Annotated in this window: 26 protein-coding genes and 1 riboswitch; of the genes, 14 read left to right on the forward strand and 12 right to left on the reverse strand. The window is 74.0% G+C overall.

The genetic code is table 11. The annotated features are described in order from the left end of the window. Nucleotides 1–11: 11 nt before the first annotated feature. Complete coding sequence (locus tag COO58_RS09180; protein WP_091574164.1) at nt 12–1448, reverse strand: glycine hydroxymethyltransferase; 1437 nt, start codon at nt 1446–1448, stop codon at nt 12–14. An 18-nt stretch (nt 1449–1466) separates the two neighbouring features. After that, nucleotides 1467–1556, reverse strand: a riboswitch (ZMP/ZTP riboswitch). Between the two features lie 117 nt (nt 1557–1673). Here COO58_RS09180 and COO58_RS09185 point away from each other — a divergent pair. After that, nucleotides 1674–2480, forward strand: coding sequence for an SDR family oxidoreductase (locus tag COO58_RS09185; protein WP_098744597.1), 807 nt, complete (start codon nt 1674–1676; stop codon nt 2478–2480). A 67-nt stretch (nt 2481–2547) separates the two neighbouring features. On the opposite strand, the gene COO58_RS09190 is transcribed toward COO58_RS09185, so the two are convergent. The 3 genes from COO58_RS09190 to COO58_RS09200 all read right to left on the reverse strand — a co-directional run bounded on the left by COO58_RS09190 (nt 2548) and on the right by COO58_RS09200 (nt 4695). Next, nucleotides 2548–3048 (reverse strand): hemerythrin domain-containing protein, encoded by a 501-nt coding sequence (locus tag COO58_RS09190; protein ID WP_098744598.1) that lies wholly within the window; start codon nt 3046–3048, stop codon nt 2548–2550. A gap of 68 nt (nt 3049–3116) precedes the next feature. Next, nucleotides 3117–3980, reverse strand: a complete 864-nt coding sequence (locus COO58_RS09195) for an NAD(P)H-hydrate dehydratase (protein ID WP_091574167.1) — start codon at nt 3978–3980, stop codon at nt 3117–3119. Next, entirely contained in the window at nt 3964–4695 is a 732-nt protein-coding gene (locus tag COO58_RS09200; RefSeq protein ID WP_091574168.1) for a histidine phosphatase family protein, read from the reverse strand. The genes COO58_RS09195 and COO58_RS09200 overlap by 17 nt, the downstream gene beginning before the upstream one ends. A 124-nt stretch (nt 4696–4819) precedes the next feature. Here COO58_RS09200 and COO58_RS09205 point away from each other — a divergent pair, with 124 nt between their 5' ends. From COO58_RS09205 to COO58_RS09215, 3 genes are all read left to right on the forward strand, one after another. Further along, on the forward strand, nt 4820–5050 hold the full coding sequence (locus COO58_RS09205) for a hypothetical protein (RefSeq protein WP_091577528.1): 231 nt from the start codon (nt 4820–4822) through the stop codon (nt 5048–5050). A 131-nt stretch (nt 5051–5181) separates the two neighbouring features. After that, nucleotides 5182–5511 carry a hypothetical protein gene (locus tag COO58_RS09210; protein WP_091574169.1) on the forward strand — a complete coding sequence of 110 codons (330 nt, stop codon included), beginning with the start codon at nt 5182–5184 and terminating at the stop codon, nt 5509–5511. A gap of 35 nt (nt 5512–5546) precedes the next feature. Beyond that, complete coding sequence (locus tag COO58_RS09215; protein ID WP_091574170.1) at nt 5547–6530, forward strand: DNA polymerase domain-containing protein; 984 nt, start codon at nt 5547–5549, stop codon at nt 6528–6530. A 4-nt stretch (nt 6531–6534) separates the two neighbouring features. Here the strand turns inward: COO58_RS09215 and COO58_RS09220 are convergent, their stop codons facing one another. Further along, on the reverse strand, nt 6535–7041 hold the full coding sequence (locus tag COO58_RS09220) for an Lrp/AsnC family transcriptional regulator (RefSeq protein ID WP_091577530.1): 507 nt from the start codon (nt 7039–7041) through the stop codon (nt 6535–6537). A 72-nt stretch (nt 7042–7113) separates the two neighbouring features. Here COO58_RS09220 and pdhA point away from each other — a divergent pair, with 72 nt between their 5' ends. From pdhA to COO58_RS09245, 4 genes are all read left to right on the forward strand, one after another. Beyond that, a complete protein-coding gene (pdhA, locus tag COO58_RS09225; protein WP_091577532.1) occupies nt 7114–8319 on the forward strand; it encodes a pyruvate dehydrogenase (acetyl-transferring) E1 component subunit alpha in 1206 nt (401 codons plus the stop codon). After that, complete coding sequence (locus COO58_RS09230; RefSeq protein WP_091574171.1) at nt 8319–9323, forward strand: alpha-ketoacid dehydrogenase subunit beta; 1005 nt, start codon at nt 8319–8321, stop codon at nt 9321–9323. The genes pdhA and COO58_RS09230 overlap by 1 nt, the downstream gene beginning before the upstream one ends. Continuing rightward, nucleotides 9308–10759 (forward strand): dihydrolipoamide acetyltransferase family protein, encoded by a 1452-nt coding sequence (locus tag COO58_RS09235; protein WP_369700178.1) that lies wholly within the window; start codon nt 9308–9310, stop codon nt 10757–10759. The genes COO58_RS09230 and COO58_RS09235 overlap by 16 nt, the downstream gene beginning before the upstream one ends. Nucleotides 10760–11254: 495 nt before the next feature. Next, nucleotides 11255–12526, forward strand: a complete 1272-nt coding sequence (locus COO58_RS09245; RefSeq protein WP_176558777.1) for an Ig-like domain-containing protein — start codon at nt 11255–11257, stop codon at nt 12524–12526. A 60-nt stretch (nt 12527–12586) separates the two neighbouring features. Here the strand turns inward: COO58_RS09245 and COO58_RS09250 are convergent, their stop codons facing one another. Further along, nucleotides 12587–13612 (reverse strand): SMP-30/gluconolactonase/LRE family protein, encoded by a 1026-nt coding sequence (locus COO58_RS09250; protein ID WP_245666370.1) that lies wholly within the window; start codon nt 13610–13612, stop codon nt 12587–12589. Nucleotides 13613–13895: 283 nt separating this feature from the next. Here COO58_RS09250 and COO58_RS09255 point away from each other — a divergent pair, with 283 nt between their 5' ends. Continuing rightward, nucleotides 13896–14252, forward strand: coding sequence for an STAS domain-containing protein (locus tag COO58_RS09255; protein WP_091574173.1), 357 nt, complete (start codon nt 13896–13898; stop codon nt 14250–14252). A gap of 62 nt (nt 14253–14314) precedes the next feature. On the opposite strand, the gene COO58_RS09260 is transcribed toward COO58_RS09255, so the two are convergent. Both COO58_RS09260 and COO58_RS09265 read right to left on the reverse strand, forming a co-directional pair. After that, on the reverse strand, nt 14315–14683 hold the full coding sequence (locus tag COO58_RS09260) for an FKBP-type peptidyl-prolyl cis-trans isomerase (protein WP_091574174.1): 369 nt from the start codon (nt 14681–14683) through the stop codon (nt 14315–14317). 162 nt (nt 14684–14845) lie between these two features. Next, nucleotides 14846–15394, reverse strand: coding sequence for a DoxX family membrane protein (locus tag COO58_RS09265; protein WP_098746207.1), 549 nt, complete (start codon nt 15392–15394; stop codon nt 14846–14848). Between the two features lie 226 nt (nt 15395–15620). Here COO58_RS09265 and COO58_RS09270 point away from each other — a divergent pair, with 226 nt between their 5' ends. Further along, nucleotides 15621–16319, forward strand: coding sequence for a CBS domain-containing protein (locus COO58_RS09270; protein WP_098746209.1), 699 nt, complete (start codon nt 15621–15623; stop codon nt 16317–16319). 153 nt (nt 16320–16472) lie between these two features. Here COO58_RS09270 and COO58_RS09275 read toward each other — a convergent pair whose 3' ends face one another. Both COO58_RS09275 and COO58_RS09280 read right to left on the reverse strand, forming a co-directional pair. Further along, nucleotides 16473–16946: a universal stress protein gene (locus tag COO58_RS09275; RefSeq protein WP_091574175.1), complete on the reverse strand. Its 474-nt coding sequence runs from the start codon at nt 16944–16946 to the stop codon at nt 16473–16475. A 109-nt stretch (nt 16947–17055) separates the two neighbouring features. Continuing rightward, nucleotides 17056–17772: a helical backbone metal receptor gene (locus COO58_RS09280; protein ID WP_091574176.1), complete on the reverse strand. Its 717-nt coding sequence runs from the start codon at nt 17770–17772 to the stop codon at nt 17056–17058. 87 nt (nt 17773–17859) lie between these two features. On the opposite strand from COO58_RS09280, the gene COO58_RS09285 reads away from it, so the two are divergent. Beyond that, a complete protein-coding gene (locus COO58_RS09285) occupies nt 17860–18516 on the forward strand; it encodes a nitroreductase family protein (protein ID WP_098746211.1) in 657 nt (218 codons plus the stop codon). 4 nt (nt 18517–18520) lie between these two features. Here the strand turns inward: COO58_RS09285 and COO58_RS09290 are convergent, their stop codons facing one another. Continuing rightward, complete coding sequence (locus COO58_RS09290; RefSeq protein ID WP_091574177.1) at nt 18521–19600, reverse strand: DICT sensory domain-containing protein; 1080 nt, start codon at nt 19598–19600, stop codon at nt 18521–18523. Between the two features lie 137 nt (nt 19601–19737). On the opposite strand from COO58_RS09290, the gene COO58_RS09295 reads away from it, so the two are divergent. Next, entirely contained in the window at nt 19738–20604 is an 867-nt protein-coding gene (locus tag COO58_RS09295) for a DUF2726 domain-containing protein (RefSeq protein ID WP_091574178.1), read from the forward strand. Nucleotides 20605–20904: 300 nt separating this feature from the next. Next, nucleotides 20905–22206: a hypothetical protein gene (locus tag COO58_RS09300; protein ID WP_098744601.1), complete on the forward strand. Its 1302-nt coding sequence runs from the start codon at nt 20905–20907 to the stop codon at nt 22204–22206. A gap of 283 nt (nt 22207–22489) precedes the next feature. On the opposite strand, the gene COO58_RS09305 is transcribed toward COO58_RS09300, so the two are convergent. Beyond that, complete coding sequence (locus tag COO58_RS09305) at nt 22490–22837, reverse strand: Lsr2 family protein (RefSeq protein ID WP_091577548.1); 348 nt, start codon at nt 22835–22837, stop codon at nt 22490–22492. Between the two features lie 245 nt (nt 22838–23082). Here COO58_RS09305 and lon point away from each other — a divergent pair, with 245 nt between their 5' ends. Beyond that, nucleotides 23083–25416, forward strand: a complete 2334-nt coding sequence (gene lon / locus COO58_RS09310) for an endopeptidase La (protein ID WP_098744603.1) — start codon at nt 23083–23085, stop codon at nt 25414–25416. Nucleotides 25417–25429: the final 13 nt, after the last annotated feature.

The raw sequence follows: 25429 nt of genomic DNA on the forward strand, positions 1-25429 counted from the left end.
GCTGGTCGAGGTCAGGCCAGGTCGACGGTGGGGTAGAGGGGGAAGGGGGTGAGCAGGTCGGCGGCCTGCTTGCCGACCTGCTCGGCGACCGCCGGGTCGAGGACGTACTTCGCCTTCGACGCGGCGCCGTCCGGGCCGGTGCCGGCCGTGGTCTGGCTGAGCACGGTGTGGATCAGCTCGGCGGTGGCGTCCATCTCGGTGGTGCCGAGCCCCCGGGTGGTCAGCGCCGGGGTGCCGATCCGGATGCCGGAGGTGTACCAGGCGCCGTTCGGGTCCTGCGGCACCGCGTTGCGGTTGGTCACGATGCCGGAGTCGAGCAGCGCCTGCTCGGCCTGCCGCCCGGTCAGCCCGTAGTTGGACACGTCGATGAGCACCAGGTGGTTGTCGGTGCCGCCGGTGACCAGCGTCGCGCCCCGGCGCAGCAGCCCGTCGGCGAGGGCCTGGGCGTTGTCGACGATCCGCTGGGCGTAGTCGGCGAAGTCGGGGCGCCGGGCCTCGGCCAGCGCGACCGCCTTGGCGGCCATCACGTGCGGCAGCGGGCCGCCGAGCACCATCGGGCAGCCCCGGTCGACCTGGTCGGCCAGCTCCGGACCGCAGAGCACCATGCCGCCGCGCGGGCCGCGCAGCGACTTGTGCGTGGTGGTGGTGACGATGTGCGCGTGCGGCACCGGGTCGAAGTCGCCGGTGAAGACCTTGCCGGCGACCAGCCCGGCGAAGTGCGCCATGTCCACCATGAAGGTGGCGCCGACCGAGTCGGCGATCTCCCGCATGATCCGGAAGTTGACCTTCCGGGGGTACGCCGAGTAGCCGGCGACCAGGATCAGCGGCCGGAACTCGCGGGCCGCCTCGGCCACCCGGTCGTAGTCGATCAGCCCGGTCGCCGGGTCGGTGCCGTAGCTGCGCTGGTCGAACATCTTGCCGGAGATGTTCGGCCGGAAACCGTGGGTGAGGTGGCCGCCGGCGTCCAGCGACATGCCGAGCATCCGCTGGTCGCCCAGCTCCCGGCGCAGCGCGAACCAGTCCGCCTCGGTGAGGTCGTTGACGTGGCGGGCCTGGGCCCTCTTCAGCGCGGGGGACTCGACCCGGTCGGCCAGGATCGCCCAGAAGGCGACCAGGTTGGCGTCGATGCCGGAGTGCGGCTGCACGTACGCGTGGGTGGCGCCGAACAGCTCCCGGGCGTGCTCGGCGGCGAGCGCCTCGACGGTGTCCACGTTCTGGCAGCCGGCGTAGAAGCGCCGACCGACGGTGCCCTCGGCGTACTTGTCGCTGAACCAGTTGCCCATGGTCAGCAGGGTCGCGGGGGAGGCGTAGTTCTCGCTGGCGATGAGCTTCAGCGACTCGCGTTGGTCGGCCAGCTCCGCGCCGATGGCGTCGGCCACCCGCGGCTCGACGGCGCGGATCACCTCCAGCGCGCTGCGGAAGGCGGTGGACTCGGCGTTGGGCGACATGCGACCTCCTGGTGACGTGCGGAAGGCCCAGGCGCTCGGCATGCGTCCTCATGACGAGGCCGCTCCCCGATGGTGCTCCATCTCCACGCGCCAGTCACGGCCCGCGCCGATCCTACCGGGTGGGCCCGCGCCGGACCTGCGGGGTTGGGCCGCCCCTCGTGGGGCACATCCGGTGCGGGGCCGGTCCGCGACGGCGGGTCGCCCCGCCGGAGAGGAGGCACGAGCATGACCACACCGACCACCGGGCGGCCGCTCGCCGTGGTGACCGGCGCGTCCAGCGGCATCGGGTACGAGTTGGCCGTCCAGTTCGTCGAGCACGGGTACGACGTGGTGGTCGCCGCCGAGGACGCGGCGATCGAGACTACGGCCCGCGACCTGCGGCGCGACGGCGGCCCGGAGGTGCATCCGGTCCGGGCGGACCTGGCCACGCCGGAGGGGGTGGAGCAGCTGGCCGGGGCGGTGACCGGGCAGGGGCGTCCGGTCGACGCGCTGGCGCTGAACGCCGGGCGGGGCGCGGGCGGGGACTTCGTCGGCGGCACCGACCTGGCCGACGAGCTGACCGTGATCGACCTGAACGTGCGCTCGACCGTGCACCTGGCCAAGCTGCTCATGCCGGACATGGTGCGCCGGGGCGCCGGGCGGGTGCTGTTCACCTCGTCCATCGCGGCCACCATGCCGGGGGCGTACCAGGCGGTCTACAACGCCTCGAAGTCGTTCGTGCAGTCCTTCGCCGAGGGGGTGCGCAACGAGCTGAAGGACAGCGGCGTCACGGTGACGTCGCTGATGCCGGGCCCGACCGACACGCAGTTCTTCGACCGGGCCGACATGGAGGACACCCGGGTCGGCCAGGGGAAGAAGGACGACCCCCGGAAGGTGGCCGAGGACGCGTTCGAGGCCCTGATGAAGGGGGAGCACAAGGTGGCCGCCGGGTCGCTGGTGAACAAGGTCCAGGTGGCGGCCGGCAAGATCGTCCCGGACCGGTTGAAGGCCGAGCAGCACCGGAAGATGGCCGAGCCCGGCTCGGGCGACTGAGCGATCGGATGCAAGGAAGGGTCCCTTATTAACGCCAGGCGTTAATAAGGGACCCTTCCTTGCATTCTCAGGCGACCACGGCGTCCCGCGACTTCTTCAGCGCCTTCGGCTCGGTCGGCGTCGTCGGGGCCTTCGGCCGCAGGTCGAGCATCCGCTGGCCGATCTCCTGGAGCTGGTTACGCCCGAGCGCCTCCCGGATCTTCGGGAACCACTCCTGCTCCTCCTCCTCGACGTGGTGCAGCACGTTCTCGATCAGCACCGTCGTCTTCGCCACGTACCGTTCGTCGTCGGCGTCCATGGTGAACAGCTCGAAGCAGAGCACGTCCGCGACGTGGTGCTCCTCGTACGACTCGAGGATGTCGTCCTCGACGTCCGGCACCAGCTTGCGGACCTCGGGGTACATCACCTCGTTCTCCAGGTAGGTGTGCACCGTCAGGGCTTCGAGGATCTGCGTGACGATCTTCCCGCGCGCGCTCGCCGGGCCGTCCTCGGCGTCCTGGAACGCCTTGAACAGGCGGCGGATCTCCTTGTGGTCCTCCTTGAGCAGGACGATCGCGTCGGTGGACACCGGTGCCTCCTAGGGTCGACTGATGTCGGCCCCCCTACCCCCGACCGGATCGGCACAAACCGTGCGGATCACACCGTTGCCAGCGTGTACGGGATCTCGTCGAGCAGCTCGCGGGCGAGGAAACCGATCCGGCCGTAGCGGGGGACCAGCCGCTGCCCGCTGACCGCGTGCGCGAACGCGGCCCAGCAGGCGGCCTGCGCCGGGTCGGCGCCCCGGGAGAGCAGCCCGGCCAGCAGGCCGGCGCGCACGTCGCCGCTGCCGGAGGTGCCCAGCCCGGCGTCCCCGCTCTCCTCCCGCCAGGCCCGGCCGTCCGGGGTGGCGATGTGGCCGTAGAGCGAGACCACCGCGTCGTAGCGGCCGGCCAGCTCGATCGCCTCGGCGTCCAGGTCGTCGCCGGGGTCGCGGTCGAGCAGGTGACGGGCCTCGGTGAGGTTGGGGGTCAGCACCACCCTGCGGCCCGAGCCGACCAGCAGGTCCGGCTCGTGGCTGAGCGCGCCGAGCGCGTACGCGTCGAGCACCAGCGCGGTCTCCGGCCCGGCCGCGTCGAGGACCAGACGCAGCAGCTCCGTGGTGGTGTCGATGTCGTTCAGCCCGGGGCCGACCGCCACCACGTCCGCGTCGGCGACCAGCCCGCCGAGCAGGTCGCCGGGATCGCCCCGGACCGCGCCGTCGCGGTTCTCCGGCAGGCCGACCACCAACGCCTCGGGCACCTGGATGCTGAGCGCGGCGGCGGTGGACTCGGCGGCGGCGAGTTGCAGCACGCCGGCGCCGGCGCGCAGCGCGGCCACGCCGGCCAGCAGCACCGCCCCGGGCGTGAACCGGGAGCCGCCGACGACCAGCACCGTGCCCCGTGCCTCCTTGCCGCCGGTCGGTACGGGCAGCGCCCAGTCCCGCAGCAGCGCGGGGGTGATCACGTCAGACCGGCTCGGCATGGACCTCGTCCTCCCTGGTGGGTTGCGCCCCCTGCCGGTGCAGGTGGGTGACGTCGTTGAACAGCTCCGGCGTGAGGCGGCCGGACTCGTCGGCGCGCCAGCCGGTGACCGAGCAGTTGGCGATCACGTGGTCACGGGTGAGCGCCATCAACTCCTCCTCGGTGAGCCCTTCCACCAGGTAGCGCAGCAGGAACACCAACGCGTCGTGGCCGAACAGCAGCACCCGTCCGCCCTCGTGGTCGCGGCGCAGGTCGCCCAGCAGGGCCCGCAGCCGCAGCGCCACGTCGGTCCAGGACTCGCCGCCCGGCGGGCGGTAGTAGAACTTGCCGAGCCGGGCGCGTCGCTCGGCCTCCTCGGGGTGGCGCCGGCGCACGCCGTGGCCGGTCAACCCGTCGAGGATGCCCAGCTCCCGGTCGCGCAGCCGTTCGTCGCGGCTCATCGGCACGCCGGTCCCGGCCAGGGCCAGCTCGGCGGTGCGCACCGCCCGCAGGTACGGCGACACCACCGCCACGTCCGGCCGGCGCCCCTCGGGCAGGCCGGCCAGCCACCGGCCGGTCGCCCGGGCCTGCTCCTCGCCGGTCGACGACAGCGGCACGTCCGCGTCCCGGTGGGTGAGGTCGATCAGCTCGGCGCCGGACGTCTCGGCCGCGGTGGCCGCCACGTTCGCCGTGCTCTCGCCGTGCCGGACGATCCAGAGCGATGCCAACTCCGCCATGCGGCCTCCGGTACCCGGGGTCCGGGACGGGTAACCGTGCCGGTCGCCACCGTGCGTGAACGGGGCGGGAAGGGGTAAGCGGCCGGTTCCGGAAGTCGACACAGGGAGGTGTGCCGTGGCGACCATGGTCCGTGAGCCGATGAGCCCGGTGAAGGACAAGAACTACGACCTGATCCACGCGCTGCAGATGTCACTCCAGCACATCTGGCAACTGGAGACGTACATCGCGGACGCGGAGGACCGGGGCGACTCCGAGCTCGCCACCTGGTTCCGCAAGATCCAGGAGAACAACCGCAAGGCCGGCGACCAGGGCAAGAAGCTGCTGGCCGAGCGCCTGCAGCGGGAGAACGGCTGACCGTCTTCCCGATCGGCCGGGTGGGTGCGCCCACCCGGCCGACGCGTGCCCGGGCGAGGGACAGCGCGGCACGCATCGATCCGGCAGGATGTCCGGCAGGCCGGGGCGGTCCCGGTCGCCGGGGGGCGGGCATGTCGACGGTGGTCCGGGGTCTGCGCGAGGCGCTGGTGCTCTTCGTGATCGCGGCGGTGGTGATCGCGGTGGCGGTCGGCGTCTGGGTCGCGGTCGCCGGTGGCGACTTCACCGATCGGCTCGGCTTCTCGTTCATGCTGGTCGGCCTGCTCATCGGAATGACCGGCGACCTGACGCTGAGCCGGATCGGCATGCTGGACGCGCGGTCCGCGTTCGGCCTCGCCCCCGAGCGCGACGACGCCGGCGGCGGGCGGGTCCTGACCGGGGTCGGCGTCTTCCTCTTCGTCTCGGTGCCGCTGATCGTGGTCGGGGCCCTGCTGATCACCTGACGAGATGCCCGCGTGCGGCCGGTCCACGTCGTACGGTGTGGGGCGTGGCGACCACGGCGGCCGAGGAACTCCGGGTGGGGGAGCGGCTGGTCCGCGTCTCCAGCCCCGACAAGCCCTACTTTCCCGAGCGCGGGCTGACCAAGCTGGACGTCGTGCGCTACTTCCTGGCCGTCGGTGACGGCATCCTGCGCGCGCTGCGGGACCGGCCGACCATGCTGGAACGCTGGCCGCGCGGGGTGTTCGAGGGCGCGAAGGTGGCCACCCGGCAGACGAACAAGGGCGACGCGTTCTACCAGAAGCGGCTGCCGGCGGGCGCGCCCGACTGGGTGCGCACCGCGCACATCACGTTCCCCAGCGGCCGGACCGCCGACGAGGTGGCCCCGAGCGAGCTGGCCGTGGTGATCTGGGCGGCCAACCTGGGCACGCTGCGGTTCCACCCCTGGCCGGTGTCGAAGGCCGACGTCGAGCGCCCCGACCAGCTGCGCATCGACCTCGACCCGATGCCGGGGGTGGACTTCGCGCAGGTGGTGCCGGTGGCCCACGAGGTGCGGGCGTTCCTCGCCGAGCTGGGCATGGAGGGCTTCCCGAAGACCACCGGCGGTCGTGGCATCCACGTCTACCTGTCGATCGAGCCGCGCTGGAGCTTCGGGGAGTGCCGGCGGGCGGTGCTGGCGCTCGGCCGGGAGATGCAGCGCCGGCTGCCCGACCTGGTCACCACCACCTGGTGGCGGGACCAACGCGACCGGCCGGTCTTCGTCGACTACAACCAGATGGCCCGCGACCACACCATGACCTCGGCGTACTCGATCCGGCCGACGCCGCGGGCGCTGGTCTCGGCGCCGCTGGACTGGGCCGAGCTGGACGACGCCCGCCCGGAGGACTTCGACGTGGTGAGCATGCCGGCCCGGTTCGCCGAGCGGGGCGACCCGCACGCCGGCCTGGACACACGGCGATATTCCCTGGAACGCCTGCTGGAGCTGGCCGATCGCGAGGGCCTGGAGTCCCCGCCGGAGCGTTGAGCGCTCAGGCCCAGGGGCTCAGCGTGCCGTCGAACTCCTCGAAGACCAGCCAGGTGCGGGTGGAGAGCACCCCGGCGATGCTCTGCACCCGGTCCAGCACCACGTCGCGCAGCGTGGCGTTGTCCGGCGCGCGCACCAGGGCCAGCACGTCGTGCTCACCGCTGAGCAGCGCCGCGTGCTCGATGTAACGCACCTGGGCCAGCTCGGCGGAGACCTCCCGCCAGGTGTTCTGCTCGATGGTCAACGCGATGTAGGCCGACGTGCCCAGGCCGGCCGGCTCCGGGGCGACCCGCGCGGTGAAGCCGGTGAGCACGCCGTCGCGCAGCAGCCGCTCCACCCGGGCGTACGCGTTGGTGCGCGAGACGTGCACCCGTTCGGCCAGCGTCCGGATGGACAGCCGGGCGTCGGCGACCAGCTCCCGCAGGATCCGCCGGTCGACCTCGTCGAGCGGCCCGACCGAACGTCCCGTTCCGCCCGCCCCGCCCGGTGTGGTGCCGGTCTCCTGGCTCACCCCGCCCACCTCCCCGCGCCATTCGTCCCGCGTTCATCCCGGATGTTGAGTCAATCATCCCTGAGCAGGAGCATAGGGCCACCACACGTCCAGGAGGTCCCCGCCGTGACGACCACACCCCAGGCGGTCCGCAGGGCATCCCCGCGCACCCGCCGGCCGGCCACCCCGGCCGCTCCCGACCCGACGGCCGGCCTGCTGCCGCAGTCCGAGCCGGTCCGGCTGCTGAATCCGGACGGCACTCCGCTGCCGCCCCGCGACGACTACCCCGAGCCGCCGGTCGAGACGCTGCGCGAGATGTACCGCCGCATGGTCGTCGGCCGCCGCTTCGACACCCAGGCCACCGCGCTGACCAAGCAGGGCCGGCTCGCCGTCTACCCGTCCGCCCGGGGCCAGGAGGCCTGCCAGGTCGGCGGCGTGCTGGCGCTGCGCGACACCGACTGGGTCTTCCCGACCTACCGGGAGTCGATGGCGCTGACCGCCCGCGGCCTCGACCCGGTCGAGGTGCTCACCCTGCTGCGCGGCGACTGGCACTGCGGGTACGACCCGGCCGTCACCCGCACCGCGCCCCAGTGCACCCCCCTCGCGACCCAGTCCGTGCACGCCGCCGGCCTCGCCTACGGCGAGTCGTACCAGGGGCGGGACACCGTCGCGCTGACGTTCATCGGCGACGGCGCCACCAGCGAGGGCGACTTCCACGAGGGCGTCAACTTCGCCGCCGTGTTCAAGGCCCCGGTGGTCTACCTGGTGCAGAACAACAAGTACGCGATCAGCGTGCCGCTGTCCCGGCAGACTGCCGCGCCGACCCTGGCCTACAAGGGCGTCGGCTACGGCGTGCCCAGCGAGCAGGTCGACGGCAACGACCCGGTGGCCGTCCTCGCGGTGCTGAACCGCGCCGTCGCGCACGCCCGCGCCGGCAAGGGCCCGTACCTGATCGAGGCGCACACCTACCGGATGGAGCCGCACACCAACGCGGACGACCAGACCCGCTACCGGGACGCCGAGGAGGTCGAGGCGTGGCGCGACCGCGATCCGATCGCCCGCCTGGAGGCCTACCTGCGAGCCCGCGGCGTGCTGGACGACGCGGCCGTCGCGGCCGTCGCGCAGGAGGCCGAGGAGTACGCCGCAGCGCTGCGCCGCCGGATGGACGCCCAGCCCACCGTCGACCCGCTGAGCCTGTTCGACCACGTCTACGCCGAGCCGACACCGCAGCTGGTCGAGCAGCGCGAACTGGTCCGGGCCGAGCTGGAAGCGGCCCGCGACGAGGAGGGGAACGCCTGATGGCCACCATGACCATGGCGAAGGCGCTCAACGCCGCGCTCGCCGACGCGATGCTCGACGACGAGCGGGTGGTCGTCTTCGGCGAGGACGTCGGCCAGCTCGGCGGCGTCTTCCGGATCACCGACGGGTTGCAGGCCCGCTTCGGCGACAAGCGCTGCTTCGACACCCCGCTCGCCGAGGCGGGCATCGTCGGCTTCGCCGTCGGCCTGGCCATGTCCGGGCTGCGGCCGGTGGTCGAGATGCAGTTCGACGCGTTCGCGTACCCGGCGTTCGAGCAGATCGCCTCGCACGTGGCGAAGCTGCGCAACCGCACCCGCGGCGCACTCAGCGTGCCGATCGTGATCCGGGTCCCCTACGCCGGCGGCATCGGCGGCGTCGAGCACCACTGCGACTCCTCCGAGGCCTACTACGCGCACACCCCGGGGCTGAAGGTCGTCACCCCGGCCACCGTCGAGGACGCGTACTCCCTGCTGCGCGCCGCGATCGACGACCCGGACCCGGTCGTGTTCCTGGAGCCGAAGAAGCTCTACTTCGGAAGCGGCGAGGCCGAGCTGCCGGCGCGCACCGCGCCGATCGGCACCGCCGTCGTGCGCCGCCCCGGCACCGACGCCACGCTCGTCGCGTACGGGCCGGCGGTGCCGGTGGCGCTGGCCGCGGCCGAGGCGGCCCGGGAGGAGGGCTGGGATCTGGAGGTGGTCGACGTGCGCAGCATCGTGCCGTTCGACGACGCCACCGTCACCGCCTCGGTACGCCGCACCGGACGGTGCGTGGTGATCCAGGAGGCGCAGGGCTTCGCCGGCGTCGGCGCCGAGATCGCCGCCCGGGTGCAGGAGCGCTGCTTCCACGCGCTGCACGCCCCGGTGCTGCGGGTGTCCGGGCTGGACATCCCCTACCCGGCGCCGATGCTGGAGCACACCCACCTGCCGTCGGTCGACCGGGTGCTGGACACCGTCGCCCGGCTGCAGTGGGACGACCAGCCCGACACCCGGTGGGTGGCGGCATGAGCGAACGCACCGCTGTCGGTACACGCGACTTCCTCCTGCCGGACCTGGGGGAAGGGCTGAGCGAGGCGGAGATCGTCGAGTGGCGGGTCGCCGTCGGTGACGTGGTCACCGTGGACCAGAGCGTGGTCGAGGTGGAGACCGCCAAGGCCGTCGTCGACGTGCCCTGCCCGTACCCCGGCCGCGTGGTGGCCCTGCACGGCGCGGCGGGCGAGGTCCGCCCGGTCGGCCAGCCGCTGATCACCATCGCGCCGCTCGACGGCGCGGACGCCCCGGACCCGCACGCCACCTACCGCGAGGAGGAGCGGGCCGGCTCCGGCAACGTCCTGATCGGGTACGGCACCGGCCACGGCGGCCCGGGTCGGCGGCGACGTCGGCCCCGCCTCGCGGTGGCTCCCGAGCCCGCCCCGACGGCCCCCGCGGCCGTCCCGGCCGGCCCTGCGGCCCCGACGGGTCGCGCGGTCCCGGGTGCCTCGTCGACGCCGACCGGCTCGCTCGCGGCCGCGGACCGGGAGCCCGAACCGGCGCCGGCCGGTGGACCGGCGGCGGCGCCGCTGGTCATCTCGCCGATCGTGCGGCGGCTGGCGAAGGAGCACGGGATCGACCTGGCGTCGGTGCGCGGCACCGGCCCGGGCGGCGTGATCCGCCGGGTCGACGTGGAGGCGGCCCGGACCGCACCGGCCGCCCGGTTGGCGGCCGTGCCGGACGCCCCGGACGCGCACGTCGGGCTCGCCCCGACCGGCGACGGCGACGTGGTCGTCCCGCTCACCGGCATCCGTAAGGTGATCGCCGACAAGCTCTCCCGCAGCCGGCGGGAGATCCCCGAGGTGACCATCTGGGTGGACGTGGACGCCACCGGGCTGCTGGAGACCCGGGCCGCGATCAACGCCGCCTCCCCGGACGCGCCGGTGAGCATCCTGGCCCTGCTGGCCCGGATCTGCCTCAGCGGGCTGCGGCGGTACCCGCAGCTCAACGCGCGGGTCGACACCGAGGGTCAGCGGATCGTCCAGTCCGCCGGCGTGCACCTGGGCATCGCGGCGCAGACCGACCGCGGGCTGGTGGTGCCGGTGCTGCGCGACGCCCAGCGGCTGACCACCCGGGAGCTGGCCGCCGCGCTCGCCGAGACCACCGCGTCGGCCCGGGCCGGCACGCTGCCTCCGGCGCGGCTGAGCGGCGGCACGTTCACGCTCAACAACTACGGCGTCTTCGGGGTGGACGGTTCCACGCCGATCATCAACCACCCGGAGGCGGCGCTGCTCGGCGTCGGCCGGATCGTGGACAAGCCCTGGGTGGTGGACGGGCAGCTCGCCGTCCGCAAGGTGACCCAGCTCAGCCTCACCTTCGACCACCGGGTCTGCGACGGTGGGGTGGCCGGCGGGTTCCTGCGCCACGTGGCCGACTGCGTCGAGCAGCCGGCCCTGCTGGTCGCCAACGTCTGACCGTCCCCCCCGGCCCCGGCCCCGGCCCCACCGAGAGGGCCGGGGCCGCTCGCGTCCCCGCCGCCGTGCCCGCGATCTTGCACTTGCTGCCCTCGATGTGCCCGATTCGCACCCTTCTCGAGGGCCGCAACTGCAAGATCGCGGCAGTGGTGCAGGTGGCGTGGGGTGTGAGCCGGCTCCGGCGTGCGACGTCCAGCGCTGCCCGTCTCGCCGGGCCGGCCCCCTCACGCCCCCCGTCGATCATGAGGTTGGCGGGGACGAATCGGACGCCGTGCGCCGTCAACCTCATGATCGACGGATGAGGGGCGGGCGGGGCGCGGGGCGGGCGGTGGTACGGGAATCGGGCGGAGGGGGCGTGGGGCGCAAGCCGGGACGCGAACTACCTGTCCGGCACGATTCGCGCAGCCGTTTCCGAGCAATTCCGCCGAAGGTGCCACAGCGTGATGCCGGGCCTACAGAATGTGGGCGAGGGGATGCGGAAATGGGGGGCGAAATATGTTTGTGAGGCGACGACTGACGCTTTTCGCGATGACTGTCGCAGTCGCGCCACTGGCGGTCGGCGCGTGCACCGCCGGCCCGAAGTCGGTGGCGCGCAAGGCCGAGGCGGCCCCGCCGTCGGTGGCCGTGACACCGGTCGACCGGGCCCGGGACGTGCCGATCAGCGCGGAGGTGGGCACGAAGGTCAGCAACGGCAGGGTGACCGCCGTGAAGCTCACCGACGACAAGGGCCGCCCGGTGCCGGCGCAACCGCGCGAGGACGGTTCCGGCTGGGTGCCGGACCGCCCGTTGGCGAATTCGCGGGCGTACACGGCCGAGGTGACCGTGACCGGTGATTCCGGAAAGACCACCACGCGCAAGACGACGTTCACGACGATGGCCAAATCCACCAAACCGGCCGTCACCAGCGAATTGTATTTCCGGGACAACCAGACGTACGGGACGGCGATGCCGGTGGTGCTCGGTTTCGACCCGCCGATCCCGGAGCAGGCCCGTGCGGACGTGCAGCGGCGGCTGTTCGTCAAGACCGACCCGCCGCAGCCGGGCACCTGGTCCTGGGTCGCCGACGGCAAGCAGGCCGAGTACCGGGCGCCCGACCGGTGGAAGCCGGGTACGAAGATCAGCGTGCGCAGCGCGCTGGAGGGGCTGCCCATCGGCAAGGAGGCGGTGGGCGACGCGGACCGGGTGGCGTCGGCCAAGGTGGGGCGGCAGGTGTCGCTGGACATCGACAACACCACCAAGCAGATGGCCGTCTACCAGGACGGCAAGCTGCTCAAGAAGGTCCCGGTCAGCCTCGGCAAGCCGAGCACGCCGAGTTCCAGCGGCACCATGGTGATCATGGAGAAGCACGAGCACACCACGTTCGACACCCGGGGTGAGCCGGACGGCGGCTACGTGGTCGACGTGGACGACGCCCAGCGACTGACCTGGGGCGGCGAGTTCATCCACTCGGCGCCGTGGTCGGAGGGGGAGCAGGGCTTCAACAACACCTCGCACGGCTGCACCAACGTCTCGGCCACCGCCGCGGACTGGCTGATGGGCATCACCCAGGTCGGTGACCTGGTGACCGTCAAGGGCACCGAGGTGCAGCTCCAGCAGGGCAACGGCTTCACCGCCTGGAACGTCGGGTGGAACGAGTTCGCCAAGGGCAGCGCGCTGCCCGTACCGGCGGGCCTGAAGCCCACGCAGAGTCCGACGCCGCACCCGGGCGCGGTGGCCGGCGGGTCGTCGCCCGCCCCGGCCCCGAGCCGGAGCAACAGCGGCGGCTGAACCGGGGGAGGAACGGCCCCGGGGTCGGCGTCGCGTCCACGGCGCCGGCCCCGCGCCGTCTCAGTCCAGGTCGACGCGGGCCACGCCGGTCGCGGTCAGGCTGCCCAGCCAGAGCTGCCGGCCGTGCTGCCGCACGCCGGTGACCATCGGGTACGCCCCGCTCGGGCCGTGCAGCGTACGCAGCACCCGTCCCGCGTCGTCGACCAGCGCGACCAGCCCGTAGCGGCGGGGCTGCGGCTGCACCGCGCCCGGCAGCAGGGCGACGATCTGCCGCACCCGGGGATGGGGCAGCAGCCGCTCCATGATCGGCAGGCGAGGGCTGGGCAGCGCGATCCAGTACGTCCCGTCGCCGACCGCGGAGACGTTGTCCGGGTAGGCCGGCAGGTCGGCCAGCACGGTGGCCCGCCCGCCCGGAAGCTCGACCCGCAGCAGCCGGTGGGTGGCGGTCTCGACCAGCATCAGCGCCGACTCGTCCGGGGTGAGCGCCAGCCCGTTGGGGAAGTAGAGCCCGTCCGCCACCACGTCGGTGCGCCCGCTGCGCCGGTCGTAGGCCAGCACCCGGCCGTTGGGCCGGTGCTCCAGCAGGTCGCGTTTCCACTGGGACAGCGGGAACCGGTCGGAGGAGTCGGTGAAGTAGACGGTGCCGTCCCGGGCGACCGCCGCGTTGTCGGCCAGGTGCACCGGCGGCCCGCTGCCGGTCAGCTCGTGCACCGCGCCGGCCGGGTCGACCCGCAGCAGCCCCCGGTAGGCGTCGCAGACCAGCAACCCGCCGTCGACCGGGTCCAGCTCGATGCCGAGCGGCCGGCCGCCGGTCTCGGCGAGCAGCGTGGGCCGGGTGCCGGCCGGGGCGTCCGCCGGCCACCACCAGAGCCGGCCGTCCTCGTCGCCACTGATCGCCCGGCCCTCGCCGTCGACGACCACGTCCTCCGGCCCGTGCCCGCCGGCGGGCAGCGGCAGCAGGTCGGCACGATCGAGCCGGGTGTCGCCGGGGGCCCAGGGCCCGTCCAGCGGCGGCGGCACGGTGGCCGGCTCACGGACCGGCCGGATCAGCAGGGGCGCACGCGGGCGGGGCACAGACACGGCCATCGGCTCATTGTGGCCCGGTCGACGCGTCGACGGCAGTCCCGGCCGGCGTGTCCGCGTGGCGGACCGGTCCCTGGGGTCCGGCTGCCCACGCTCAGAGGGCTGCCGTCGGCGCGGCCGGGCGGGCTGCGGTCTCGCGCGGGCCGGTCCGGAGGGGCTCCGCGAACGCCGCCGGTGAGGGGTTGCGGGATGACCCTGAGCGGCCTCGGGGTCGGCACCCGGGCGCTACCCGGAACCCCCGCGCGGACGTGGTGGAACTGTCGGTGGGCGCCGGTAGGTTTGCCGCATGGCAGACAGCGGCGACCGCTTCCACGTGGCGACGGAGGTGCACGACCAGGTGGTCGTGCTGCGCCCGGTCGGCGAGATCGACATCGCCACCGTGACGGCGTTCCGGGCCGCGCTCTGGGCGGCGCCGGCGCGGCCGGTGCTGCGGGTCGACCTGTCCGGCGTCCGGCTGCTCTCCGCGGCCGGGGTGCGCGCGTTGGTCGCCGCGCACCTGCGGGTGCGGGCGCGCGGTGGCGAGCTGGTGCTGGTCGACCCCGACCCGGTGGTCTCCCGGGTGCTGCGGGTGACCGGGCTGCACCGGGTGCTCCCGGTGCGCGAGTCGACCCGCCCGCCGGAGCTGCTCGCCTGCGCGGCCTGACCGCCGCCGACAAGCCGCCGGGCCGCCGGCGCGATGCCGACGGCCCGGGGGACGGGGAGCGCTCAGCGCACGCCGAGCAGGTCCACCACGAAGACGAGCGTCTCGTTCGGCTTGATGACGCCGCCGGCGCCGCGGGCGCCGTAGCCCAGGTGCGGCGGGATGGTGAGCCGGCGCCGGCCGCCCACCTTCATGCCGATCACGCCCTGGTCCCAGCCGGCGATGACCTGGCCGCCGCCGAGCGGGAACTCGAACGTCTCGCCCCGGTTCCACGAGGCGTCGAACTCGCGGCCGGTCGAGTGCGCCACGCCCACGTAGTGCACGCTGGCCAGCTGGCCCGGGCGGGCCTCCGGGCCGTCGCCGACCGTGATGTCCTCGATGACGAGATCGGCGGGCGGCGCGCCCTCGATCGGGCCAACCTCGGGCTTGTCCATGAGCGGGTCTCCTCGGTGCTGACGGTGTGGTCACCGTCGATCCTGCCCGATCGCGACCGGCCGATACGCGCCGGTCCCCGCCGGGGGCGCGGCGGGGGCGTACGACCGGGCGGGCGCCGCCTGTCGGCGACGCCCGCCCGGGGCGACCTGCTCTCGGTTACCTCACTTCAGCCAGGGGAGGCGCTGGACCAGGGGGAGCTTCGCCCAGGCGCGGCCGAGGCCGAGGGTGTTGCCGGCGCCGACCAGAGCCAGACCGGCGAGCAGGCCCGCGTAGATGAGGTGGTCGTCCATGAAGGGGTTGTTCTCGGGAGGCAGCACCGCCGTCCACATCAGGACCAGGAGCAGCCCGCCGGTGACGGCGGCGATCCGGGTGCCGATGCCGAGCAGCAGGGCCACGCCGATGCCGAGCAGGCCGAGCATGAACAGCCAGTCCGCCCAGGCCGCGCCGGCGATGTCGTGGTAGATGTCCGCGAACGGGCCGGCCACCGCGTTGCCCAGGAAGCCCTTGGTCGGGCTGCCGCCGTTGATCCAGGCGTTCTTCGCCGGGGTCTCGTGTCCGAGGCCGAACATCTTGTCGAGGAAGGCCCAGAGGAACGTCCAGCCCAGGGCGAGCCGCAGCCCGGCCCAGACGTAACGGGTGGCCTTCTGGCGGGGGGTCTCGGCCGCCGGAGCGATGGTGGCGGCGGGGGTCCGCTCGATTGTCGCGGTCATGGTGTCCACGTCCCTTCCTGTGCCTCGCACCGCGTTCCCGGTGGCACTTTCATTCCACTCCCCGGCGGCGTCCGGCAGCAGGGCCGACGGTGCCCCCGTGACCGGGTCCTTGGTCCCGTCCCGACCCGGTCCGGAGGACCCCCGAGGGACCGGTCCGCCGCCTCTGCCCGGGTGCCCGGGCGGCGGCCTAGCGTCGCTGGTGCAGGCCCGGCACGAGGAGGTCGTGATGAGGACGTGGCAGGTGGCCGACGTGATGACCAGGGACGTCGCGACGGTGGGCGAGGACACCCCGTACCGCGACGTCGTCGACGTGCTGGTCCGGGAACGGGTCAGCGGGGTTCCGGTGGTGGACTCGTTCCACCGCGTGCTCGGGGTGGTCTCCGAGGCGGACCTGCTGCACAAGGTGGAGCGCTCCGGCCACCCGGACGAGCGGCGGGTCTTCGAGGGCCGGCGCCGGCGTACCGCCCGGGAGAAGGCGGGCGCGCTGGTGGCCCGCGACCTGATGACCGCGCCGGCGGTCACCACGCACGAGCGGGCGTCGCTGGCCGCGACGGCGCGGCTGATGGACCGCGAGGCGGTCAAGCGGCTGCCCGTCCTCGACGACCTGGGCCGGCTGGCCGGCATCGTGACCCGGGGCGACCTGCTCCGGGTGCACCTGCGCACCGACGCGGAGATCCGGGAGGACGTGGTGCACGAGGTGCTGCGTCGGGTGCTCTCCGTGCGGGACGGCCTGGTGACGGTCCAGGTCCGCGGCGGGGAGGTCACCATGGACGGCCGGCTGGACCGGCGCAGCGCCGTCGACCTCGCCGGACGCCTGGCGGGCCAGGTCGCCGGCGTGGTCGCGGTGCACAACGCCGTCGGGTACGACGTGGACGACACCACCCTGATGGAGCTGGACCCGGTGCACGCCACCCCGATCGCCTGACCGTCCCCGTTCCGGGCCCCGCCGACGCCGGCGGGGCCCGGGACGTGTCGGACGTCCGACCCCGCGACCGGCGACCGACCCCGCGACCGGCGACCGACCCCGCGACCGGCGACGGCCGCCCCGCATCCGGGGCGGCCGTCGCCGTGCCGACGGTCAGCCGCGCAGCGCCGGCTCGGTGGAGGCCCGGGCCGCCGGGACCGGCACCGGGACCACGACCACCGGGCAGCTCGCCTTGCGGACGCACTCCTCACTGACCGAGCCGAGCACGGTGTGCCGCAGCCGGTTGTGCCCGTGGCTGCCCAGCACCAGCAGGTCGGCCGTACGGGCGGCGGCGGTCAGCACGTCCGCCGGCCGGCCCTCGGCCACCTCCCCGGCGACCGGGTGGCCGGCACCCTGCCGCCGGACGAGGTCCGCGATCGCCCGGTCGAGCAGCTCCTCCGCGTGTCGCCGCTCGTCGGTCGGGTTCGTCGCGGTGGTCGGCCCCGCCTCGATGCCGTCCCACCGCCAGGCGACCACCGCCTGCACCGTGCCGCCGCGCGCCGCCGCCTCGTCGGCGGCCCAGTCCAGGGCGCGCCGGCCGCCGTCCGACCCGTCGACGCCCACCACGATCAGTCGGTTCTGTTTCATGGCCCACTCCCTTCGTCCTGCCCGCAGTGCACACCCGCGGCGGCGACCCCGGACAGGCGCGAAGGACCCGATCGGGCGGGCCGTCCGCCCCGCCCGCGGCGGCGACGGGTCAGACCGGGGCGGCGAGCTGGGCGGCGAGCAGCGCCGGCGCCTCGGCCAGCGAGGGGCCGTACCAGGTCAGGTGCCGGCCCGAGACCAGCACCGAGGGCACGCCGGGGAACGCCTCCGGCCCGTCGTCGGCGGTGAACCGGTACGGCTCGTCGGGCAGCACCACCAGCTCGGGCGCGCGGGCGCGCAGGACGTCCAGCGCCGGTCGGGGATAGCGCTCCGGATCCCCGGCCCAGCCGTTGACCACACCGAGCCGGCGCAGCACGTCCCCGGCGAACGTGTCCCGACCCAGCACCACCCAGGGGCGCCGCCACACCGGCACCACCGCGGTGCGGACCCGCGCCGGCGCGGGCGGGGCGGCCCAGGCCCGGCGGGCCGCCCGCAACCACGGCGGCTCGTCCGGCGCGCCGATCGCGGCGACCAGCTCGCCGAGCTGGTCGAGGGCCTCCGGCACGGTACGCGGGAAGGTGACCCGCACCGGCACCCCGGCCGCGCGCAGCGCCTCCGCGTCGGCCAGCCGGTTCTCCTCCTCGTTGAGCAGCACCAGGTCGGGCGCGAGCGCCAGGACCCGGTCCAGGTCGGGATATTTCGTCCCGCCGACCCGGGTCACGTCCAGCCCGTCCGGGTGGGTGCACCAGTCGGTCGCGCCGACCAGCACCTCCGGGCGGGTCGCCGCGACCGCCTCGGTCAGCGAGGGAACCAGTGACACCACGCGCACGGTCGTCCTCCTCGTACCGCCCATCCTGGCGCATCGACGGCCGCCGGTCGGGTGGCCGGCGCCGGCGGACCGGTCGACAATGAGCGGATGCCTCCCCGCCCCGCCGCCCTGCCGGCCCCCGACTACGGCGTCCCACCGGCCGAGGCGCTGCCCCGGGCCCGTGAGTTCGCCGACCAGCTGGTCCGCCGACGCACCGTACGCGACTTCAGCGACCGGCCGATCCCACCCGGGGTGCTGGCCGAGGCGTTGCGGGCCGCCGCGTCGGCGCCGAGCGGGGCGAACCGGCAGCCGTGGCGGTTCGTGGTGCTGACCGACCCGGCGCTGAAGCGACGCCTGCGGGCCGCCGCGGAGGCCGAGGAGCGCGTCTTCTACGAGCGGCGTGCGCCGGAGGAGTGGCTGGCCGCGCTGGCCCCACTGGGCACCGACGCCAGCAAGCCGTTCCTGGAGACCGCGCCAGCGGTGATCGTGGTGTTCGAGGTACACCGCGGGCCCGGGTCGCCCCGGCCCTACTACGTCAAGGAGTCGGTGGGGATCGCCGTCGGGTTCCTGCTCGCCGCGCTGCACCGCGCCGGGCTGGCCACGCTCACCCACACGCCGAGCCCGATGCGCTTCCTCAACGAGCTGCTCGACCGGCCGGCCGAGGAGCGGGGCAACCTGATCATCCCGGTCGGCTATCCCGCGCCCGACGCGACCGTGCCGGACATCGACCGGAAGTCGCCGACCGAGGTGGTGCTCTGGCGCTGACGGGTCAGCGCACGGCGGGCGCCGGCTCGGGTTCCAGGCCCGCCACCGGCACGCCCTGCCGCACCGCCCACTCCACCGCGGCCCGCAGGTCCGCCGTGGGCAGCGGCCGCCGGGTGGTCACCGCCACGGCCGCGTGCACGGTGTACGCGAGGAACGGGTACGACCGGGCCAGCTCGCCGATCGCCTCGTGCAGCCGCGCCACCACGGCCAGCGCCTCCGGCTCGCCGAGCGCCGGCAGGACGAGCTGGAACTCGTTGTCGGCGACGCGGACCGCCCGGTCGATCGGGCGCAGCACGCCGGTGACCGCGGCGAGGACGGCCTGACCCTCCCGGGCGACGCTGCGCCGGCCGAAGCGTTCCGGCGCGCCGGCCGGCTCGTCCACCCGCAGGCCGACCAGGGCCACTGGCAGCGTGCCGGAGGCGGTCACCCCGTCCGCGTCCGTCCAGCGGCGCAGGCCCGGCTCGTCGAGCATGCCGTCGGTCGGCTCGAGCGCGCGCACGCCCCGGTCGCCGCGCCGGGCCAGCAGCCGCAGCGCCGCCTCGGCCCGGGACTCGCCCGGCCCGGCCGGGATCTCCCGTACCCGGGCGACCGCCTCGTCCAGCGCGGACCGGGCCGCGGCGGGCAGCCGCTCGGCGAGCCGCTCCCGCAGCCGGATCACCTCGTGCAGCGCCTCGTCCCGGCGGAATCCCCACCGCCCGTCGAAGAGCCGGCCGGACTCCAGCGTCGGCGCCGGCCCGACCTCGCCCCGGTCGTACGCCACCAGCGTGGCGCCGAAACGGGGGGTCAGCGCCACCACGCTCCACTCCCGGGCCAGGTCCTCGGCCTCGTCCAACGCCACCCCGTACGTCCCGTCGGGCAGGTCGGGCGGGGGGCCGCCGACCACGCCGACCACGGTGGCCGCGGCCCGACCGGCGATGCGCCGGTAGACCGCGCGCTCCCGGTCGAAGTACGGCAGCCGCTGGAAGAGCGCGAGCACCACCAGCGGGCCGTCCTCGGCCTCGGCCAGCGCGGCGCGTTCGATGGCGTGGGATACGGCGACGAGACTGCGTTTGGTGAATCGCTCCGGGGTCCGTCCGCTGTGCACCCGCCGAGCCTAGAGGGCAGGACCGGGTGGCGCACCGGCCGGCGGGTGCCCGGATTCGCCCGCACCGCCGAGGCGGTCACCATGATCGACGCCCTACACTCGGTCGTCGAGGCGAACGACGGACGGATTGTGGCGAGATGACGAGCACCGGCAGCGTGGCCGTGTCCTGGTTGCGGCCGGTCCCGCCCGGCGTGCCGTCCCGGTTCACCCGGGCCGGTCAGGTCGGCTACGCCGACCGGCGCCTCGGCGAGCTGGTGCAGGGCCGCCCGCCGGGGGTCACCGGCAGTCAGTGGAGCACCGCCGGCCGGGCCGGCCTCGACCTGGTGGTGTGCGCGGCCGACACGGGACTTCCGCGTTTCGCGGTCAGGTTCACCACGCCGGCGGCCGACGGGTCGCCGGCCCGCCGCGCGGAACGGCTGACCGACGCGGTCTGCGCCGCCGTCGGGCTGCCGCTGGTGCGGGTCGAGTCGCCGACGCTCGGCGGTGCGGACCAGGCACGCCGGTTCGCCGAGTACGTCGTCGACGCCCGGGCCTACGCCGCCGGGACCGACCCGGACGACGGAGACACGATCGGGTTCCGGGACATCGAGGGCCGGCTCCCGGACGGCCGGCGGGGTCCGGTCAACGACCTCGGCGCGTTGGCCCGGGTCGACGCGGTCGAGGCGTACGTGGCGGGCCGGCTGGCCGACCCGATCGTGCGCGGCCTGCACGTGCGCTGGACCGACGGCCCGGCGGAGGGCTGGGGCTGGGTCGAGGTGCGGCCCGGCCGGTGCCTCGTCGAGCGGGTCCGGCTGACCACCCGGGGTTTCGCGTGCGGGGTGGAGCCGGGTCGGCTCGCCGAGGACCTGGCCGTGGCGGCGCTGGGGGAGCGGCTGCGTGACCTCGACGCGGCGGCGCCGTCCCTGGTGGACCGGGGCGACCTGCGCGGGCAGGTGCGACGCCTCGCCGAGCGGCGGGCCTCGTTCGACGGCGGCTTCGCGTTCGACCACCTCTGGGTCGACTGAACCGGGCCGTCGCGACCCGCCGATTTTTTTTCCGATCTCCGGTTGAACCTTCGCCGTCGGCGCTCCGTACCTAAGCGGGAATGGACGCAGATCTTCCCGCCGCGCCCGGACGGCGCGGAGACGGTGCGGAAAGGGCACCGTCGGCCATTGACGCGCGACCCGTACGTCGCAGTGATCTCACCCCGAGGATTCGTCGTTCCGCCGGGATCACCAGTCAACTACCGGATCGAGAAGGAGAGCAATTCGATGCGCAGGTCCACACGGGCGCGCCGGTCATCCGGTAGCGCACGGAGCAAGCGGATGCTGGCCGTGGTCGGCACGCTCGCGGTCTTCGGCGGCATCGTCGCCGTCACCCAGATCTCGTCCGCCCAGGACCGGCGGACGAGCACCCGTGCCGCCTCGGCGTCCTGTGTGGCCCCGAGCCCGGGGGCGACCGCCCCGGGCGGCCAGGGCAGCACCACCCGCACCTGGCAGAACGGCCGCTGGGTCCGTAACCACTGGGGTGACGGGCAGATGTCGTCGGCCGAGTGTCAGCAGACCCGGGGCGGCGGCGCGGGCGCCGGCACCCCGACCGTGGCCTGCCCGGACGTCCGCGGCAAGCTGCCGCAGGTGCCCGGCCGGGCCCGCGCCGAGGTGGACCGCAACCTGGCGCTGCTGGAGAGCCAGATCGCCGAGGCGAACCGGCGGCTCGCGCGGGACGGCCGCAACGGTGGCGACTTCATCAACAACGCCATCCTCCGTCCGCTCGCCGACAAGCGCACCGCGACGATCAACCGGATCGCCACCGCGATCGGCCGGGGCGGCCAGCGTCCGCAGGGCTTGGAGCAGCTCGCCGCGTGCGCCCTCGCCGACAACGCCCAGAACGGCGGCGGCCAGAACGGCGGAGGCCAGAACGGCGGGGGTCAGAACGGCGGCGACAACGGCGGCCAGAACGGTGGTCAGAACGGCGGCAACAACGGCGGCAACAACGGCGGCCAGAACGGTGGTCAGAACGGCGGCAACAACAACGGCGGCAACAACGGGGGCCAGAACGGCGGCAACAACGGCGGCAACAACGGCCTGGAGGTGCTCGCCAAGGACTGCAGCGGCAGCCAGCTGGAGGCGCACAACGGTTTCCAGAACGGCAACCGGTGCGTGAGCACCGCGTTCGGTGAGGTCGGCGCCGCGGCGAACAACCCCTCGCTGCTCATCACCCAGTTCCCGAACCAGGTGCAGCGCAACCAGCCGTTCACGCTCCGGGTCACCACGAAGAACCTGGTGCGGGACCGCTTCCTCGCCGCCGGTCAGGGTGGCTACTACCTGGAGAGCTCGCTGCTCAACGGCCAGGGTCTGGTGCGCGGCCACTTCCACACCGCCTGCCGGATGCTCGGCAGCACCCGGCAGCCCCCGAACCCGCAGGACGTGCCCGCGTTCTTCGTCGCGACCGAGGACGGCCGGGGCGGATCCCAGCCGGACGACGTGCTGATCCAGATCCCGGGCCTGCCGGAGTCCGGCCTGGCGCAGTGCTCGGTCTGGGCCGGTGACGGCTCGCACCGCATCCCGATGATGGAGCGGGCCAACCAGACCCCCGCCATCGACGTGGTGCGCATCCAGGTCAACTGACCCGATCCACCGACGGCCGGAGCCGCCCGGGACCCCTCCCGGGCGGCTCCGGCCGTCGGTGCGTCCGAGTCGTCGATCAAGGAGTTGGCGTCCCGGCCCGCGCCGACTCCTGACGCGAGCTCCTTGATCAACGGAGGAGGGCGGGCGGGTGGGGCGGGTGGGCGGGGAAAATTGGTGCCGGTGGGATCGGGGGGTGTGAAAATTGTCGACCTGGAAAAAGTCGACGGGGTCACGCCGATTTCTCAGCGTGACCCCGGGATGCCCGACGGTGAACCGGGAGGGTTCAGCGGTTCTTGTAGGCCTCGACGACGGAGACCGGGATGCGACCCCGCTCGGAAATCTCGTAGCCGTTCTTGGTGGCCCATTCGCGGATGGCGCGGTTCTGCTCGCGGTCCATTCCCGAGGTGCTCGGCCGGGTCGCGCGCCGGGCCGCCCGGCCGGTGTCGGCCGGGCCGCGACCGATCCGCCTGCCAGCGCTGATGTACGGGTCCAGCGCCTTGCGCAGCACGCCGGCGTTCTCGTCGGAGACGTCGATCGTGTAGGCCACGCCGTCCAGGCTGAACTCGACGGTCCGATCGGCCTTTCCGCCGTCGAGGTCGTCGGTCAGAACGGTGATTACTTTCCTTGCCATCGCCATTACTCCCTGTGTCGGGCGGGGTGTGGCTAAGAGTTTGACCTACCAAGCGGTAATTTCGCAACAATACCCGACTCCTGCCATTCGGCGGGTCGCGTAAACGGCGGCGCGGCAAATGGGTCGGCACGCGGGAGAGTCGATGCGGGCGGGGCGTGGACGTGGCGTGGGTCACAAGCCGGAACAAGGGGCACGTTTTGTTACTTGAGCCAGACACGCTCAACCAACGTGATGGCAGGTGTTCGATGGCAACTCTTCCGGTACTTCCCCTGACCGACGCCGTCCTGCTGCCCGGGATGGTCGTCCCGGTGACCCTCGACCCGACCACCCAGGCCGCGGTCGACGCGGCCCGGGCCACCGGCGACAAGCAACTCCTGGCCGTGCCCCGCATCGACGGCGAGTACGGCTCCGTCGGCGTGGTCGCGACCATCGAGAAGGTCGGCCGGCTGCCCAGCGGTGAGCCGGCCGCCGTGGTGCGCGGTCTCGCCCGTGCCCGCATCGGTTCCGGCGTACCCGGCCCCGGCGCGGCCCTCTGGGTCGAGGCGACCGCCCTCGACGAGCCCGCCCCCGCCGGCCGGGCCCGGGAACTGGCCCGCGAGTACCGGGCGCTGATGACCTCGGTGCTCCAGCAACGCGGCGCCTGGCAGGTCATCGACGCCATGGAGCGGATGACCGACCTCTCCGAGCTGGCCGACTCGGCCGGCTACGCACCCTGGCTCAGCCTGGCGCAGAAGACCGAACTGCTCGCCGCGCCGGACGTCACCGCCCGGCTCGAACTGCTGGTCGGCTGGGTGAAGGAGTACCTGGCCGAGCAGGAGGTCACCGAGCAGATCACCAGCGACGTCCGCGAGGGGCTGGAGAAGTCCCAGCGCGAGTTCCTGCTCCGCCAGCAGCTCGCCGCGATCCGCAAGGAACTGGGCGAGGACGAGCCGGACGGCTCCGCCGACTACCGCTCCCGGGTCGAGTCCGCGGACCTGCCCGAGAAGGTGCGCGAGGCGGCCCTGCGCGAGGTCGGCAAGCTGGAGCGGGCCAGCGACGCCTCGCCGGAGGCGGGCTGGATCCGTACCTGGCTCGACACCGTCCTCGAGATGCCGTGGAACACGCGTACCGAGGACAACACCGACCTGGCCGCGGCGCGGGCGGTGCTCGACGCCGACCACGCCGGGCTGACCGACGTGAAGGACCGCATCCTGGAGTACCTCGCGGTGCGCAACCGCCGCGCGGAGCGCAACCTCGGCGTGGTCGGCGGTCGCGGCTCCGGCGCGGTGCTCGCCCTCGCCGGCCCGCCCGGCGTCGGCAAGACCAGCCTCGGCGAGTCGGTCGCGCGGGCGCTCGGGCGTACCTTCGTCCGGGTCTCGCTCGGCGGCGTCCGCGACGAGGCGGAGATCCGGGGCCACCGGCGCACCTACGTCGGCGCGCTGCCCGGCCGGATCGTGCGGGCCCTGCGGGAGGCCGGCTCGATGAACCCGGTCGTGCTGCTCGACGAGGTCGACAAGCTCGGCGTGGGCTACTCCGGCGACCCGGCGGCGGCCCTGCTGGAGGTGCTCGACCCGGCGCAGAACCACACCTTCCGCGACCACTACCTCGAGGTCGACCTCGACCTGTCCGACGTGCTGTTCCTGGCCACCGCCAACGTGGTGGAGTCGATCCCCGGCCCGCTGCTGGACCGGATGGAGCTGGTCGGTCTGGACGGCTACACCGAGGACGAGAAGGTGGCGATCGCGCGGGACCACCTGCTGCCCCGGCAGCGGGAGCGGGCCGGGCTCACCGCCGAGGAGGTGACCGTCGCCGACGAGGCGCTGGCGCTGATCGCGGGTGAGTACACCCGGGAGGCCGGGGTCCGGCAGCTCGAACGGGCCCTCGCCAAGATCCTGCGCAAGGTGACCGTGGCGTTGGCGTCCGACCCGGCGCCGGTCCGGGTCGACACCGGCAACCTGGCCCGCTACCTGGGCCGGCCCAAGTTCACCCCGGAGTCGGCCGAGCGGACGGCGGTGCCCGGCGTGGCGACCGGCCTGGCGGTCACCGGCGCCGGCGGCGACGTGCTCTTCATCGAGGCGACCAGCATGGAGGGCGAGCCGGGCCTGACCCTCACCGGTCAGCTCGGCGACGTGATGAAGGAGTCGGCGCACATCGCGCTGTCGTACCTGCGCTCCAACGGTCGACGCCTCGGCATCGACCCGAACGCGCTCGCCGGGCGGCGGATCCACGTGCACTTCCCGGCTGGCGCGGTGCCCAAGGACGGGCCGAGCGCCGGCATCACCATGGTGACCGCGCTGGCCTCCCTGGTGACCGGCCGCCCGGTGCGGCCGGAGTTCGGGATGACCGGCGAGGTGACGCTCTCCGGCCGGGTGCTGCCCATCGGCGGGGTGAAGCAGAAGCTGCTCGCCGCGCACCGGGCCGGCCTGACCGAGGTGATCATCCCGAAGCGCAACGAGCCGGACCTGGACGACCTGCCGGCCGAGGTGCGCGAGGCGCTGACCGTGCACACCCTGGCCGACGTCGCGGACGTGCTCGCGCTGGCGCTGCGCCCGGCCGACGTCGACGCGCAGACGCTCGGCGGCCAGCCCGTCGCCGCCTGAGGTGAAAGGAGGG

It is taken from the genome of Micromonospora sp. WMMA1996, assembly GCF_002573675.1.
Lineage (GTDB): Bacteria > Actinomycetota > Actinomycetes > Mycobacteriales > Micromonosporaceae > Micromonospora > Micromonospora sediminicola.